Raw genomic sequence first — 15508 nt, forward strand, 5'->3', positions numbered from 1 at the left:
TCGTCTCTCGCGCGCCAGGCCATAACCAGGGGGTGGCATCCCCTGGGTAAACGCAGCCCTGGCTAAGGGTGAGGGACCGGCCGATAGTCAAGGACGCAGCAGGGCGACGGCGAGACCGCGGCCCGACCCGCATTCACCACAGGAGTCAGTAATGCCCCTCCCCACCTCCCTCGACGGGATCACCGCCCAGGCCCAGCCCTCCGCCTCACTCCGTGTCGCGATCGTCACCGGCGGCTCACGCGGCATCGGCCGCCAGACCGTCAGCCGGCTGGCCGCCGACGGGTACGCCGTCGTGGTCGGCTATGCCGGCAACCAGAACGAGGCCGAAGCCGCAGTGAAGGAGGCCGTCAACAGCGGTGCCCTGGCGATCGCGGTACGCGCCGACGTCGCCGACGAACACGCCGTCGCAGCCCTGTTCGACGCGGCCGAAGCAGAGTTCGGCGGTATCGACGTCGTCGTGCACGCGGCCGGGCGGGCACACATGGCGCCGATCGCCGAGCTGGACCTGGCCGTCCTGGACGACCTGCACCGCACCAACATCCGCGGCACCTTCGTCGTCGTCCAGCAGGCCGCCCGTCGGGTGCGCCCCGGCGGTGCGATCGTGACGTTCTCCACGTCCGTGGTGGGGCTGGCCTTCCCGAACTACGGCGCGTACTCCGCCAGCAAAGGTGCGGTCGAGGCGCTGACACTGATCCTGGCCCGGGAACTGCGGGGCCGGGACGTCACCGCCAACGCCGTCGCGCCCGGCCCCACGGCCACCGACCTCTTCCTGGACGGCAAGGACGAGGAGACCATCGCCCGCCTGGCCGCCCAGCCCCCGCTTGAGCGACTCGGTACCCCGTCCGACATCGCCGAGGTCGTCGCGTTCCTGGCCTCCCCGGCCGGCCACTGGATCAACGGACAGGTCGTCCGCGCCAACGGCGGAATCATCTGACCCCACCCCTGCCACCCCATCGATCAACGAAAGACCCTGTCATGAGGAACGACGACGCCGGCAAGGTCATCCTGGTCACCGGAGCCTCCAGCGGCATCGGGACGCTGTCCGTGCGTGCTCCGGCCCTCTCCGGTCACACCGTGCACGCGGGGATCGCCAGACCACGACCCGCCCCGTAATGCGACCGCGGTGGCCGACCTGACTCACTACGGCACCGACCACCACGTCGACGTAGCACGCCGTCGAGCTGGACCTCACCTCTGAGGACTCCGCCGACGCCGCACCCCTGATGGGCGATCCGGGCAAACGCCTGGCCGCGCTCATCCCTTCGGACGCCGAAGTGACCGAGGTCGCTGAAGCCGTCGCGCGCCTGGTCGCGATGGCGCATGGCACTCGGTCTCAGCGCACCCACCTAAACCCCAGCCGAGACGGCAGCGAAGCGGTCGCCGACCGCCTCCGCGCCGACTTCTTCCGCCGCATCGGACTGGACAGCCTGCTCACCGCAGGCAGCTTCCTGTAACGCCCCACTGAGAGAAGGAACAACCCGCCATGCCTTTCGCGAACTTCAAGGTCCCCGAGAAGACCCTCACCCCCAAGCAGAAGGAGCAGATCGTCACCCGCGCCACCGAGCTGTACGTCGAGATCTACGGCGAGCGCGCCCGTAACAACACCATGGTTCTGGTCGAAGAGGTCGCCGACGGCGGCTGGGGCATCTCCGGCAACGTGCTGACCCTCGCCATGCTCGGTGAGGCGACACCGATCGACACCAGCGACGCCTGACCGCACCCACCAGCCGTCATTCGGCCAAGACAGCACCGTGAGACCGAGGGCCGCCGATCGCACCCGGCGGCCCTCGGCTGGGCCCACCTGTGCTGCGCGACCTGCTTTCGCGGCTGGTGCCTGCACCAGGAGGTGGCGTCGGGGGCAAGCACGGCCAGTCCGAGGCTGCGGCGGGTGCGGCACCTGTTCGTCAACCGGGCCAACCTGCGCGCGGCCCTCCACCGCACGATCGACTGGGCGCTGATCCGCCAGCAGTACGACCAGATCGCCAAGTACACCACCGCGCTGCGGCTGGGCACTGCCGAGGCCGAGCAGGTGCTTCGCAGGACCTACCGGCGATCGAGGAGCTGGGACGGGCCGTGCGCACGGCCCTCATCTGTGACCACCTGTCGGACCCGCAGATGCGGCGGGAGATCCACGAGGGCCTGCAGGTGGTGGAGAACTGAAACTCGGCCAACCACGACCTGTACTACGGCAAGGACGGCGCGCGGACAAGGAGGGACAGGAGATTTCCCTGCTCGCCCTGGACCTCCTGCAGTCGAGTCCGGTCCACGTCAATATGCTGCTGCTTCAAAAGCTCTTGGCCGAGCCGAAGTGGGCCGACAGGCTCGCGGAGACCGACCGCCGGGCATTGTCTCCGCTGTTCTGGACCCACGTGAACCCCTACGGCCGGTTCGAGCTCGACATGCACAGTCGCCTCGGCCTGGACCTGACAGCCCGGTCGGCGACGGTGCCCGGCCCACCACCTGCGAGGACGAGACCACTGCGGCTCCGGCCCGCGTAGGTCCGTTGGGCGGAATACTCTGTTGCTATGAGCGAACGAGGAATGCAGGAGCTGGCTCTGCTGCTGCTGACGGCGCTGGCGAATGCCCCTCGGCACGGGTATGCCATCGCCCAGGAGGTCAAGACCATCACCGACGGCCGCGTGACGCCGCGTACCGGGGCGCTCTACGGGGCGTTGGACAGGCTCTTGGCGGAGGGTTTGATCCGGGTGGAGCGTGAGGAGGTGGTGGACGGCCGGGCTCGTCGTGTCTTCTCTCTCGCTCCCGCCGGGCGGGAGCGGCTGGAGGCCGAGGCGGAGCGGCTGGCCGCGACCGCCCGGGAGGTCAGGCGGCGTCTGGCCGACGGCGCGGCGGCGCCGGCGTGAGCGATCCCCTCGTCCGTCTGTATCCGGCTACGTACCGGGCTGCTTACGGGCAGGAAATCATCGCCGTGCACCGGGAGATGACGGCGGACATGGCGCGTCCGGCCCGGCTGCGTGCGGATGCCGACCTGGCCGCGCACGCCCTGCGGGTTCGGCTGGGGCTTGACTCGGCGTCGCCTGCGGGGCGTTTCTTCGCCCTGGCTGCCCCGTTCGCGCTGGCGGCTGGTGCGGTGGACGGCGGGCTGCGTCTGACGCGCTGGTACGCCGGGCTTGTTCTCTCGCCGGCCCCGGTATGGGTACAGCTCTCCACCGTGGATGGTGCGTGGAGCCTGTACATGCTGCTCTCACTGCTGGTGTGCGTCGGCGCGGTCATCGCCTTGACCGGCCGGTGGGGGCCGGGTGTGGGGGTGGCCGTGTGCGGGCTGCTGGGGACGACCGTGCAGTGGGCCGCCGGCGCTCGCGTGTACGGCGAGGGGGCCATCGCTCCGGTCGCAGCGTTGCTGACCGTCGCCGTCGTCCTCGCCTGCCCTCCGGATCGACGCGGTGACAGGCGGCTGTCGGCGGCGGCCGGAGCCATGGCTGCCGCGGGTTGGTTTCCCGTCGTCGTCGTGAATGCAGGGACCTATACAGGGGCCTTCGGTGTGACCACGGACTACGGCGCCTGGCCGATGCTGGTCCTCGCCTTCACGGGGGCCGTCCTCGCCCTGCGCGCGCGTTCCTCGGGTCTGCGTGAGATGGGCGCGATGGCCGCGGCCTCTCCGCCGCTGGTCGCCTACTCCTACGCGACTGCCTGGAGCGATCCCTGGCCCGTCCTCGGCACCCTTCTCCTGCTGTCGGTCGTGACCGCGCTCACCGCGTTCTTCCAGGCAGTGCGCCGCCGACCCTGACCCCGCCCTTACTTTCCGGCCGGCCGTCCGCCAACGGGCGGCCGGCTTTGCCGTGCCGACCACGTGTCTTGCCTGACGGCTTCCATGCCGGCAGCACACCGTGCCCCGAGCACGTTGCGATAGTCCGTTGAGATGAATACTCTGTCCGAGGTTCTATCCGGGAGTGTTGTCTGGGCCAGCCGTGCGATCTCGGGTGCCGCCGGCGAAAGGGCGCCCGCAGCGGGATGCGCAGTGACCCCCGCCCGGTCCCTTCCGAGCAGAGAAGAGCATCGAGTTGCCGTTCACCTTGTCCCACCCCGCAGCAGTGCTGCCGCTGATGCGTCGGCCCTTCGTTCCGGCGGCTCTGGTCGCGGGTGCCACGGCACCCGACGTCCCGTACTTCCTGGACGCCCTCGGCGTGTCCGAGACCAGCCCCCAGGACTGGTACGGGCCGCTCCTCAACGCCACGGAGACCCACTCGCTCAGTGCGGGTCCGGTGGTCAGTCTGCCCCTTGCCATCGGCCTGGTCGCCGCCTACCGGATGCTGCGCGCGCCGATCACAGCGCTGCTCCCATCCGGCCTCCGCCTCCCGGAACCCGAGCGGACGACCAGCCTGCCGGCCAAGGTCCGCTACACCGTGTGGCTGCTGGTCTCCGCCCTGATCGGTATCGCCTCCCACCTCGCGTGGGACTCCTTCACCCACGGCGACGGCTTCCTGGTCACCCACGTGCAGTCGCTGCGCGCCTCGGCCCTGGGAGGCCTGACGGCCGCCCGGCTGCTGCAGTACGCGAGCACCGCCTTCGGCCTGGCGGCCGTCGGCTGGCATCTTTGGCGGCGTCGGGACCGTCTGCGCACCCACGTCGGCACCGACACCGTTGCCCGCCTGGGTCCCGTCATGCGGTGGAGCGTGGTGACTCTGCTGGTTGCGGCACCCGTGCTGGGCGGCGCCGTCAACGGCCGTGACAACTTCAACGCCTACCGCTATGCGACCGAAGTGGACTACAGCCAACCGACCACCGTCGACCTGGGCGACGGCGCGAGCGAGACCACCTATCCCTCCAAGAGGGCCCAAGCTCCGTGGGGGACCGTCGCCGAAGGCGTGTTGACCGGAGCCGCCAAGAGAGCGGGCGCTTCGTTCACGGTCGCACTGCTGCTGTACTCCGCCACCTGGCAGATCGGCGCCATCTCGCGCCGGCCAGCGACGGTGCCCAGCCGCGCCCCCTCGCCACGACCGACTCAGGACGGGAAGTGACGGCGCTCGGCAGACCGGCATCCGCGCCCTGACCGCGGAGGTGCCTGGTTCAGCCCCGGCGACGGGCAGCGGGGTCGCGCTGCCGACGTGCCCGGCGACCGCGTCGACGCCGGGGCGGGCGTACCGCTGGCGCGAGTGCACGTCGTCATCCTGACCGACTACGGCTTGGACGAATACGTCTTCGACGCACTGCGGACCGGCGCCGCCGGATTCCTGGTCAAGGACATCGTGCCGGAGGACTTCCTGCACGCCGTACGTGTCGCCGCGCGCGGTGACGCCTTGCCGGCCCCGTCGATCACCCGAAGGCTGATCAGCAGGTACGTCACACAGCCGCTCCGCACGGGCCCCGACACGGGGCTGAAAGAGCTGACCAACCGCGAACGAGAGCCGTCGTGCTGGTTGCGCAGAGCCTGTCCGACGACCAAATCGCCGCCGCACGCCTTGGCCGCCATCCATCCCCGCTTCGGCGTCCCGCACCGCGCCGAACTGACCATCGGCACCGTCGTCGCCCTGCTCGCCGCAACCACCGACGTACGCGGCGCGATCGGCTTCTCCCCCTTCGGCGTCCTGGCCTACTACGCCAACGCCTCCGCCTGGACCCTCACCCCACAGGTGGGCCGCCCCAACCGCCTCGTCCCCGTCATCGGCCTCGCCGGCTGTACAGCGCCGGCCGTCGCCCTGCCCCGGAGCACCGTCATCTCCGGCACCGCGGTCCTCATCCTCGGGGCAGCCCTCTACGGCCTGCGAGAGTCCAGAACCGACAGCTCCCGCCACTGACGCCTCACATGCTGGCGCAACTGACAATCTGCTGTCGCCCGACAGAAACAAGAAGCCGACCTGGCCGCGCAGGCACGATCCGCCCTGATGCCAGCGCAACGTCAGCTTTCAGCCGTACGCCTGAACGCACTCCAGCTTCACAGAGGGCGCATACGATGACGCCGCATCGGTTGCCGAGGCATACGAACCATCGGCCAGGTCCTTCGCACCCATGTCGGTGTACGACTCGTAGATGTCCCACAGCCGGGTCCCCGCAGCCTCCTGCAGGAACTCGCTGTGCTCCGCGTCCTCCTCCGCCATCGGCTCGTACCCCTCCTCATCCGTCTTCAGAGTCAGGTGCACCGCCTTCAGCACATCCGCGAAGCATTTCTCGGCCTCCGGGCTGTACGTCTCCGACGCGCTCGACTTCGGGGTCTCATGCGCCGCCGAGTCGTCTCCCCCACCGCACCCGGTGGCCATAGCAAGCAGCACCACGGCCACCAGAGTCATTCCCTTGCTCACCAAACCCCCACTAGACGCTAGTTGTTGCCCCCAGAGTTTGCACGACCCGGTTCGACGCACGCCACGCCGACTGCTCTGTCGACCCGGTGGAAGGCGGTCGATGCCTGTCAGCGCAGCCAGAACCATCGGAAAGGGGTGCGCACCTCCGTGCTGATCTTGCACGCACGGCGTGCGAATCGTCGAGTGGGCAATATCGCCGGGCCGCCCGCACCATGGCGTGAAGTAGGGTGACGAGCCGTGCGGAGGGAGCGTGTGCGTTGCTAGGTCGGGTCACCATGGCGGATGTTGCCCAGGCGGCCGGAGTGTCCTCGGCAACCGTCTCCTACGTCATCTCGGGGAAGCGGCCGGTCGCCGAGCACACCAGGCGCGTGGTCGAGAAGGCGATCGCCGATCTGGGCTTCAGCGTGAACACGGTGGCGCGGAGTCTGCGCACTGGGCGTTCGAGCATCGTGGCATTGGTCGTGCCCGACCTCTCCAATCCCTTCTTCGCTCAGTTGGCAGCCTCCCTGCAGGAGGAATTGCGTGTACTCGGCCTGCACGTCATGGTCTGCGACACGAAGGCGGACCGGGAAGAGGAACGCGCGTTCTTGCGGGAGGCAGTCCAGCAGAGGTTCGCGGGGGTCGTGATCACGCCGTTCCGACTGGTGGCGAAGGACTTCCTCGTACTGTCGGAGGCGGGCATTCCCGCGGTCGTCAGCGCTGACCTTCCCTTCGGGGACAATGACCTGGTGACGCCCGACGCGCGGGCCGCCATACGCGCGGCGCTGACCGAGGTGACGGGGGCCGGCCGTCGGCACATCGCCATGGTCGCCGGCCCACGGGACGCGACCGGCGGCGATCCTCGGCTCAACCTGCTGCGGTCCCTGGCCGCCCAGTTCGGGACCGCGCTGCCAGGTCGGCTGGTCGTGCGCGGTGAGCACACCCGGGAGGCCGGAGCGGTGGGTTTCGAGCACCTGATGCGCATCAGGCCCCGCCCCGACGCCGTCTTCTGCGCGAACGACGTCGTGGCGATCGGCGCGATGGACAAGGCGGAGGAACTGGGCGTCGACATCCCGGGTGACGTGGCTTTGATCGGCCATGACGACGCCTCGTTCGCGTCGCTGGTTCGTCCTCGGCTCACCACGGTCAGATACCCGGCCGTCGACGTGGGAAAGGCCGCGGCGCGGCTCCTCATCGAGCGCCTCAACGGGCGATCCGTGAGAAAGACCGTGCACGTCAAGGCGGAGTTCATCTCGCGCGGGACCGTCCGAACAGCATCGTGAGCCGTGCGCCGCCCGGGGTGGGTCGCAAGGTTCCGATTCTCATCCGGCGTCGGATGACGACACGAAGAAGTGGTGCCACTGCGCATCGCCTGATGCGTAATCGATTACGTCTGCCGATGTGAACACGTGACACGTCGCGGCAGATCACCCATACGTCGAGCTCAGAGCCACTTTTCGCTCGCCTTGACCACCTCCCGCCACATTACGGAACGGTCGCTTTACGCAATGAAGTTCGCCAGAACTGTTGACTTCTGTTGATCTCTGTTGTGAAGGTGGCGCGTTCGCCTCACTCGGGCGTGACATCCCTCAGCTCAGGGAGCACCCTCATGGCAGTTCACAAGCGCGGTTCGATCGTCAGGCGTGGCCTGATCGGTGGCATTGCTCTCACCCTCACGGCGCTGACCGCCTGCGGTGGTGGCGGCTCCGAGGACGGGGCCGGCTCGGCTGCGGGCGCCGCCTGTGAGCCGTCCTCGGGAAAGGTCACGCTCGACTACTGGTCCTGGGTGCCCGGCATGCAGAAGGCCGTCGATGTCTGGAACGGCGAGAACCCCGACATCCAGGTCACGCTCAAGACCACGCCGTCCGGAAACGCGGGCACGTACCAGAACCTGTCCAACGCGCTGAAGGCCGACAAGGCTCCCGACCTCGGCCAGATCGAGTACGACTCGCTGGCCAGCTTCCGGCTCAAGGGCGGGCTGACGGACATCGCGAAGTGTGCCGGTGTCACGGAAGCCCAGCCGAAGTTCGTCGACTGGACCTGGTCCCAGGTCGACTTCGGGGCCGACGGCAAGGACGGTGTCTGGGCGGTGCCGCAGGACACCGGTCCGATGGCCCTGTTCTACCGCAAGGACATCTTCGACGAGCTCGGCCTGACCGCGCCCACGACCTGGGAGGAGTACGCCGCTGACGCCCGGAAGATCAAAGCGGCGAAGAAGGGGCAGTACATCACCCACTTCTCGCAGACCGATCCGAACTGGTTCACCGGACTGCTGTGGCAGAACAAGGCCACCATGTTCGAGCGCGACGGCGAGAACTGGAAGGTCAGCGTCGACCGGCCCGAGAGCCGCCAGGTGGCCGACTACTGGCAGAAGCTCATCGACGAGAAGCTCGTCGCCACCGACCTCCAGGGCTTCTCCCCCGCGCTTTACAAGGCGTGGAACGAGGACGAGATCGTCACCTGGATCAGTGCTGCCTGGGGTTACAGCACCATCCGCGACAACGCGAAGTCGACTGCGGGCAAGTGGGCCGTCGCCCCGATGCCGCAGTGGGAGAAGGGCCAGAAGCAGGCGGGTAACTGGGGCGGTTCGACCACCGCGGTCCTGGCCGGCAGCAAGCACCCGGCCGAAGCCGCGAAGTTCGCGCTGTGGCTGAACTCCGACGCGAAGGCGCTGGAGATCCTCAACCGCGAGGGCGGTCTCTACCCGGCGGCGAAGGACGGGCTGACGATGCCGGCACTCCAGCAGCCCGTCGACTTCTACGGCAAACAGAAGATCTTCGACGTCTTCGCGGAGGCCTCGGCCGACGTCGACACCGAGTTCACCTGGGGGCCGACCATGACCGACACCTACCGCTTCCTCAGCGACGGCACCGCGAAGGCCACCGGAGGCGGGAGCACCCTCGGGAACGTACTGAAGGACGCGGACACCCAGAGCGCGGACTCGCTGCGCAAGCAGTCGCTCAAGGTCACCGACTGACCCTGCGGCCGGTCTCCTACCCACCCCCCGCTCCGCCGGTACGGCCCAACCCGAAGGTCACCCGTGACGCCCACCCGCACAGTGGCGAGCAGCCGGACCCCGGTGACGGCGGCGCCCCGTCGCCGTCACACCGCTCCGCTCGCATTCCTCGCCCCCTTCCTGATCCCGTTCGTACTGTTCACCCTCGTCCCGGTCGGCTACGCCTTCTGGCAGAGCCTGCACAAGACCGAGCGCACGGGTGGCACCTTCGGCCGCACCGAGACGGTCTTCGCCGGGTTCCAGCAGTACGCCGACGTCATGTCCGAGCCGTTCTTCATGGACAGCCTGCTCCGCGTGGCGCTCTTCGCGCTGGTGCAGATCCCCGTGATGATCGCGCTCGCCCTCACCCTCGCCCTGCTGCTCGACTCGGCGGTCGCCCGCCTCAAGCGGTTCTTCCGGCTGGTGTACTTCGTGCCGTACGGCATTCCCGGCGTCGTCGCCGCGCTGATGTGGGCGTTCCTCTACGACCCGCGTCTGTCTCCCGTGGTCGACCTGCTCCGCTCGGCGCACCTCGACGTCGATCTTCTCGGCCCCGACGCCATCCTCTGGTCGATCGGGAACGTCGTCACCTGGACGTACACCGGCTACAACATGCTGATCATGTACGCGGCGCTGCAGGCCGTGCCCGCCGATCTCAGCGAGGCCGCGCGGGTGGACGGGGCCGGGCCGTGGACGATCGCCCTGCGCATCAAGGTGCCGGTCATCCGGCCGGCCCTCGTGCTGACCGGGGTGTTCTCGCTCATCGGCACGTTCCAACTGTTCACCGAACCGCAGGTGTTCCGCGCCATCTCCACCAGCGTCACCAGCACGTACACGCCGAATCTGGCCGCGTACTCGCTCGCGGCGGGCGACCACTACAGCGAGGCCGCCGCGCTGTCGGTACTGCTCGCCGTGGCCACCTTCGCGCTGTCCTTCCTGTTCCTCCGTTTCACTGCCAGGAGGCAGGGATGACCCTCCTCACCCGTACCGAGGGCGCGCACGCCCCCTCGCCGGTACGCCCCCGCCGCGCCCCGCGTCTGTCGACCGTGCCGGTGTTCGTGTTCATGGTCCTGGTCGCCGGTTACATGCTGCTGCCCGTCTACTGGCTGCTCGTCTCGGCGACCAAGAGCCAGAGCGACCTCGTCGACACGCCCGGTCTGCTCCCCGCCGAGTGGCATCTGGGCGACAACCTCAGCGCGCTCCTCACTCAGCAGGACGGCGTGTACGTGCGCTGGCTGGTCAACAGCCTGGCGTACGCCGGCGCCGGGGCGGCGGTCGGCACACTGCTCGCCGCCATGGCCGGATACGCCCTGGCCGTCTACGAGTTCAAGGGTCGGGAAGCTGTCTTCTCGGTCATTCTCGGCGGAGTCCTGGTCCCCGCCACCGCGCTCGCGCTGCCGCTGTTCCTGCTGTTCGCGGAGGTGGACGCCACCAACACGTTCTGGTCGGTGTTCCTGCCCAGCATCGTCAGCCCGTTCGGCGTCTATCTGTCCCGTATCTTCGCCGCGGCCTCCATACCCGGGGAGGTCATCGAGGCAGCCCGTATCGACGGGGCCGGGGAGTGGACGATCTTCCGCAGCATCGCCCTGCGCATGATGTCGCCGGCGCTGGTGACGGTCTTCCTCTTCCAGTTCGTCGTCATCTGGAACAACTTCCTGCTCCCGCTGATCATGCTCCAGGACGAGCAGCTGTACCCCGTCACCCTGGGCCTGTTCACCTGGCAGTCGCAGACCAGCCGGGCACCGGAGCTCCAGACGCTCACCCTGGTCGGCGCGCTCGTCTCCGTCGTCCCCATCGTGATCACCTTCCTGCTGCTCCAGCGTTACTGGCGCGCGGGTCTCGCCGCCGGTGCGGTGAAGTCATGACCGACCCCTGGAACGCGCTCGGGGAGCGTCTCGGCGGGATCGCCTACGGGGGCGACTACAACCCGGAGCAGTGGCCACAGGACGTGTGGCACGAGGACGTACGCCTCATGGGCGAGGCGGGCGTCAACCTCGTCACCGTCGGGGTGTTCTCCTGGTCGCGGTACGAACCCCGCCCCGGCACGTACGACTGGACCCTCCTCGACACGGTCCTCGACCTGCTGCACAACCACGGCATCGCGGTCGACCTCGCCACCCCCACCGCCGCTCCCCCGCCGTGGTTCAGCAAGGCCCACCCCGCCTCGCTCCCCCAGACCGCCTCGGGCACCCGGCTCACCCACGGCAGCCGGCAGGCGTTCTGCCCCAGCAGCCCGGACTACGCCCGCGCCGCCGACGCCATCGTCACCGCGCTGGCGACCCGGTACGCCTGCCACCCGGCCGTCGTCATGTGGCACGTCCACAACGAGTGGGGCAATCACAACGCCCTCTGCTACTGCGACGCCAGCGCCGCCGCCTTCCGCACCTGGCTGCGCGACCGGTACGGGACCCTCGACGAGCTCAACGAGCTCTGGGGCACCGACTTCTGGGGCCAGCGGTACGGCGACTGGGAGGAGATCGACCCGCCGCGCGAGACCACCGCCTTCCGTAACCCGGGCCAGGAGCTGGACTACCGCCGTTTCTCCTCCGACGCCCTGCTCGCCCGGCACCGCGCGGAGACCACCCTGCTGCGCCGGCTGGCACCCGGCATCCCGGTCACGACCAACCTCCTCGGCACACTGGAGAAGAAGGTCGACGGGCACTCCTTCGCCCGGCACTCCGACATCGTCTCCATCGACCACTACCTCGTCGCCGCGGACCCCGCCAACCACGTCGATCTGGCGCTCAACGCCGACCTCGCCCGCGGCATGGCCGGCGGTCGCCCCTGGCTGCTGATGGAGCACTCCACCTCCGCGGTCAACTGGCAGCCCGTCAACGTTCCCAAGGGCCCGGGCGAGATGCGCCGCAACAGCCTCACCCACCTGGCGCGCGGCGCCGACGGCATCATGTTCTTCCAGTGGCGGCAGTCCCGTGCGGGAGCGGAGAAGTGGCACTCCGCGATGCTTCCGCACGGCGGCACGGCGGCACGCACCTGGGGCGAGGTCACCGGCCTCGGCGCGGAAATCGCCGGCCTGGCCGAGGTACGGGGCACCCGGGTGCGGGCAAGCGTGGCGCTGCTCTTCGACTGGCATGCCTGGTGGGCACTGGAGCTGGAGGCCCGCCCCTCCGAGCGCCTGCGCTATCTGGACACGGTCCGGCAGTGGTACGTGGCGCTGTGGGACCTCGGCGTCACCTGCGACCTCGTGGCACCCGACGCCGATCTGACGTCGTACGCCGCCGTCGTCGCCCCCAGCCTCTATCTGGTCTCCGCCGCGGACGCCGAGGCACTGCACACCTATGTGCGCGACGGCGGCCACGCCGTGTTCGGCCCGTTCAGCGGCGCCGTGGACGCCTACGACCGGATGCACCCCGGGGCCCACCCCGGCGCGTTCCGCGACCTCCTCGGCCTCGTCGTCGACGAGTACATCCCCCTGCGTGAGAACGAGTCGGTGCTGCTGTCCGACGGCTCCCGCGCCCGGCTGTGGACCGAGCGTGTCGAGTCGCGCGGCTGCACCGTCCGGCTGCGGTTCGCGGACGGCCCCGACGGCGGCCCCGCCCCCGGCGGTCCCGCGGTGACCCGGAACTCCTACGGCGACGGCGCCGGCTGGTACGCGGCCGCCGCACTGCCCGCGCCTGCCCTGCTCGGCCTTCTCGACGCCGTGTGCCGGGAAGCCGGAGCGGCCCCCGCGGCGTCCGTACCCGCCGGGGTCGAAGCGGTACGCCGAGCCGCTGACGACCGCTCGTACCTCTTCCTCATCAACCACACGGATGAGGACGTGAGCGTCCCTCTCGACGGCCACACACGGCTCGACGGCTCGGTGCCGCCGGGGCCCGTGGTCGTCCCGGCGGGAGATGTCGTCGTCCTGCGGGAAGGCAGCACCGCAGAGCAACACGCCCATCGACACCACGAGGAAGACCGCTGATGCCCCACATCGAGATCGACCGGCCGTCGGGGACCGTGCTGCTCCGCGCCTCCGACACCAGCTACGTCCTGCGGGTCGACACGGTGGCCGGGACCGTGCGAATGCTCCACTGGGGGGCGTCGCTCGCCCTCGACGACGCCCGCGCGCTGCTGGAGCCGGACCCCGGCACGAACAGTTTCCGCAGCCCGCTGGACGGCACGGAGGAACTGGCGGTCGACGGACAGGTGCGGTTCGCCCCGCCCGCACTCGACGTGCGGTACGGGGACGGGACCAGCACGGTCGAGCCCGTCGTGGACGGCTACGACGTCCGGCGGGACGGCGACAGCTCGGAGCTGTCCGTCAGACTCCGCGACCACGGCCGCCCGCTCGCGTGGACGCTGCACTACCGCGTCCGCCAGGACTGCCCGGTGATCGAACGCTGGACCGTGTTCCGGCACACGGGCCCCGGGCCGGCGGAGCCCGGCGAGGAGCCGGCGCTCTCGCTCATACGGCATTCGGCCGCCCAGTGGAATCTGCCGGTCCTGCCCGCGTACCGGATGAGTTCCGTGCACGGGCAGTGGGCGGGCGAGTTCCAGCTGCGGCGGACCCCGCTCGCCGTCGGCGAGACGACGGTCAGCAGCCGGCGCGGTCACACGGGCCACCAGAGCAATCCCTGGCTGGCCCTCGACGCCGGGGACGCCACCGAGGAGACGGGCGAGGTCTGGACGGTCGCCCTCGCCACCGCGGGAAGCTGGCGGATGACGGCGGTACGGTCCGCGGAAGGCCGGTGCGGGGTGCTGGGCGGCAGCGGTCACGAGGGCGTGGAGATCACCCTCGCGCCCGGCGCGAGCTGGACCACTCCCGTGAGCACCGGCCTGTACGCGCCCGGGGGGTTCGGCGGAGCGTCCCGGGCGTACCACTCCTACGTGCGACGGCACGTGCTGCCCGCCCCCGACGACCCGCGCCCCGTGCTCTACAACTCCTGGGAGGCGACGGCCTTCGACGTCACCTTCGACGGGCAGCGGGAACTGGCGGACCTGGCCGCGCGCGTCGGGGCCGAGCTGTTCGTGGTCGACGACGGATGGTTCGGGGCCCGCGACAGCGATCGCGCGGGTCTCGGCGACTGGACCCCTCGGCCAGGCGCCTTCCCCGACGGGCTGCGCCCGCTCGCCGACCACGTCCACGGGCTGGGCATGCGGTTCGGGCTGTGGGTGGAGCCGGAGATGGTCAATCCCGACAGCGATCTGTTCCGCGCGCACCCGGAGTGGGTACTGCACCTGCCCGACCGCACCGCCCACACCCTGCGGAACCAGTTGGTGCTCGACTTCTCGCGGCCCGAGGTGACGGACTGGGCGCTCACCTGGCTGCTGCGCACCGTCGACGCGTTCGCCGTGGACTTCCTCAAGTGGGACTTCAATCGGTCGTTCACGGAAGCGGGTTCCGCCGGTCGCCACCCCGACGGACGCAGGGTGTTCGTCGAGCACGCCCTCGGGGCGCACAAGGTCATGGACCGGCTGCGGGCCGCGCGGCCCGCGCTGCGGATCGAGACCTGCTCGGGCGGTGGCGGACGCGTCGACCTGGCGAGCCTGGCCCGTACCGACCAGGCGTGGACGTCGGACAACACGGACGCGGTTGACCGGCTGAGCATCCAGTACGGCTTCTCGCAGCTCTATCCCGCGCAGGTGATGGGCGCCTGGGTGACGGACAGCCCGAACCCGATCACCCGGCGGACCGTGCCCCTGCGTTTTCGCCTGCACAGCGCGATGGCCGGGTCTCTCGGTATCGGCGGCGACCTGACGCGCTGGCCGGAGGCGGAACTCGACGAGACGGCCGCGTACGTAGCCCTGTACAAAACGGTGCGGTCCACCATCCAGACCGGCCGGCAGTACAGGCTGGGCTCCCCGGCGGACAGCTCCCACGCCGTGCAGTACGTGGCGCGCGACGGCGACGAGTCCGTGGTCTTCCAGTGGCGGGCGGGGCCCGAGGAACGCGCGGCGTTGCCCCGCCTGCGACTGCGCGGCCTTGATCCCGAGGCCGTGTACCGCGTCGACGACGACAGCGAGGTCACGCGTGCGGGCACCGTGCGCAGCGGTGCCGCGCTGATGGCGCACGGACTGCCGGCTCAGCTACCGCAGGGAGGTTACGCGAGCAGGATGCTGACGCTGCGCCGGGAGGGATGACATCGAGAAGTCCCGCCCCGACGCAGCCGCCGGGCTCGGCCCGTCTTCGGCTTGCCGGACCGGTGGTCGCGGGAGACCAGCTCACCGACCGGCGGCGAGGATCGTGAGGAGCTGGGCAGGCGTGCCCGACCCCGACGCAGTTCCCGGCGATGACCAGCTCCCGAGTCTCACCGACCGTGAACGGGCGCAGCCGTCCGTC

Annotated in this window: 15 protein-coding genes and 3 pseudogenes; 17 read left to right on the forward strand and 1 reads right to left on the reverse strand. The window is 69.9% G+C overall.

What is annotated here, in order from left to right; all coding sequences use genetic code 11:
* Positions 1–151: 151 nt before the first annotated feature.
* The 11 genes and pseudogenes from LWJ43_RS00290 to LWJ43_RS00340 all read left to right on the forward strand — a co-directional run.
* A complete protein-coding gene (locus LWJ43_RS00290) occupies positions 152–934 on the forward strand; it encodes an SDR family oxidoreductase (RefSeq protein WP_277330230.1) in 783 nt (260 codons plus the stop codon).
* A gap of 41 nt (positions 935–975) precedes the next feature.
* Positions 976–1113 carry a hypothetical protein gene (locus LWJ43_RS00295; protein ID WP_277330231.1) on the forward strand — a complete coding sequence of 46 codons (138 nt, stop codon included), beginning with the start codon at positions 976–978 and terminating at the stop codon, positions 1111–1113.
* A 110-nt stretch (positions 1114–1223) separates the two neighbouring features.
* Positions 1224–1454, forward strand: a complete 231-nt coding sequence (locus LWJ43_RS00300) for a hypothetical protein (protein ID WP_277330232.1) — start codon at positions 1224–1226, stop codon at positions 1452–1454.
* A 29-nt stretch (positions 1455–1483) separates the two neighbouring features.
* Positions 1484–1714 carry a tautomerase family protein gene (locus tag LWJ43_RS00305; RefSeq protein ID WP_277330233.1) on the forward strand — a complete coding sequence of 77 codons (231 nt, stop codon included), beginning with the start codon at positions 1484–1486 and terminating at the stop codon, positions 1712–1714.
* Between the two features lie 174 nt (positions 1715–1888).
* Positions 1889–2160: pseudogene (locus tag LWJ43_RS00310) on the forward strand (Tn3 family transposase).
* Between the two features lie 86 nt (positions 2161–2246).
* The gene (locus LWJ43_RS00315) at positions 2247–2498 is read left to right on the forward strand and encodes a Tn3 family transposase (RefSeq protein WP_277335767.1); all 252 of its coding nucleotides are present in this window, start codon (positions 2247–2249) and stop codon (positions 2496–2498) included.
* 27 nt (positions 2499–2525) lie between these two features.
* On the forward strand, positions 2526–2861 hold the full coding sequence (locus tag LWJ43_RS00320) for a PadR family transcriptional regulator (RefSeq protein ID WP_277330234.1): 336 nt from the start codon (positions 2526–2528) through the stop codon (positions 2859–2861).
* Positions 2858–3745: a hypothetical protein gene (locus LWJ43_RS00325; protein ID WP_277330235.1), complete on the forward strand. Its 888-nt coding sequence runs from the start codon at positions 2858–2860 to the stop codon at positions 3743–3745. Before LWJ43_RS00320 ends, LWJ43_RS00325 begins: the two co-directional genes overlap by 4 nt.
* Before the next feature lie 274 nt (positions 3746–4019).
* Positions 4020–4976, forward strand: coding sequence for a DUF4184 family protein (locus LWJ43_RS00330; RefSeq protein ID WP_277330236.1), 957 nt, complete (start codon positions 4020–4022; stop codon positions 4974–4976).
* Between the two features lie 126 nt (positions 4977–5102).
* Positions 5103–5408: pseudogene (locus tag LWJ43_RS00335) on the forward strand (transcriptional regulator); the annotation flags it as partial.
* Positions 5409–5753 (forward strand): annotated as a pseudogene (locus LWJ43_RS00340) (amino acid permease); the annotation flags it as partial.
* A gap of 108 nt (positions 5754–5861) precedes the next feature.
* On the opposite strand, the gene LWJ43_RS00345 reads toward LWJ43_RS00340, so the two are convergent.
* A complete protein-coding gene (locus LWJ43_RS00345; RefSeq protein ID WP_277335768.1) occupies positions 5862–6242 on the reverse strand; it encodes a hypothetical protein in 381 nt (126 codons plus the stop codon).
* A 287-nt stretch (positions 6243–6529) separates the two neighbouring features.
* Between LWJ43_RS00345 and LWJ43_RS00350 the strand changes: the two genes are divergently transcribed.
* The 6 genes from LWJ43_RS00350 (at position 6530) to LWJ43_RS00375 (ending at position 15309) form a co-directional block, all read left to right on the forward strand.
* Positions 6530–7516, forward strand: a complete 987-nt coding sequence (locus LWJ43_RS00350; protein ID WP_277330237.1) for a LacI family DNA-binding transcriptional regulator — start codon at positions 6530–6532, stop codon at positions 7514–7516.
* Positions 7517–7842: 326 nt separating this feature from the next.
* On the forward strand, positions 7843–9210 hold the full coding sequence (locus LWJ43_RS00355; RefSeq protein WP_277330238.1) for an ABC transporter substrate-binding protein: 1368 nt from the start codon (positions 7843–7845) through the stop codon (positions 9208–9210).
* 63 nt (positions 9211–9273) lie between these two features.
* On the forward strand, positions 9274–10200 hold the full coding sequence (locus LWJ43_RS00360; RefSeq protein ID WP_277330239.1) for a carbohydrate ABC transporter permease: 927 nt from the start codon (positions 9274–9276) through the stop codon (positions 10198–10200).
* The gene (locus LWJ43_RS00365) at positions 10197–11093 is read left to right on the forward strand and encodes a carbohydrate ABC transporter permease (protein ID WP_277330240.1); all 897 of its coding nucleotides are present in this window, start codon (positions 10197–10199) and stop codon (positions 11091–11093) included. Before LWJ43_RS00360 ends, LWJ43_RS00365 begins: the two co-directional genes overlap by 4 nt.
* The gene (locus LWJ43_RS00370) at positions 11090–13150 is read left to right on the forward strand and encodes a beta-galactosidase (RefSeq protein WP_277330241.1); all 2061 of its coding nucleotides are present in this window, start codon (positions 11090–11092) and stop codon (positions 13148–13150) included. Before LWJ43_RS00365 ends, LWJ43_RS00370 begins: the two co-directional genes overlap by 4 nt.
* Positions 13150–15309, forward strand: coding sequence for an alpha-galactosidase (locus tag LWJ43_RS00375; RefSeq protein ID WP_277330242.1), 2160 nt, complete (start codon positions 13150–13152; stop codon positions 15307–15309). Before LWJ43_RS00370 ends, LWJ43_RS00375 begins: the two co-directional genes overlap by 1 nt.
* Positions 15310–15508: the final 199 nt, after the last annotated feature.

It is taken from the genome of Streptomyces sp. JH34 (genome assembly GCF_029428875.1).
Classification (GTDB): Bacteria; Actinomycetota; Actinomycetes; order Streptomycetales; family Streptomycetaceae; genus Streptomyces.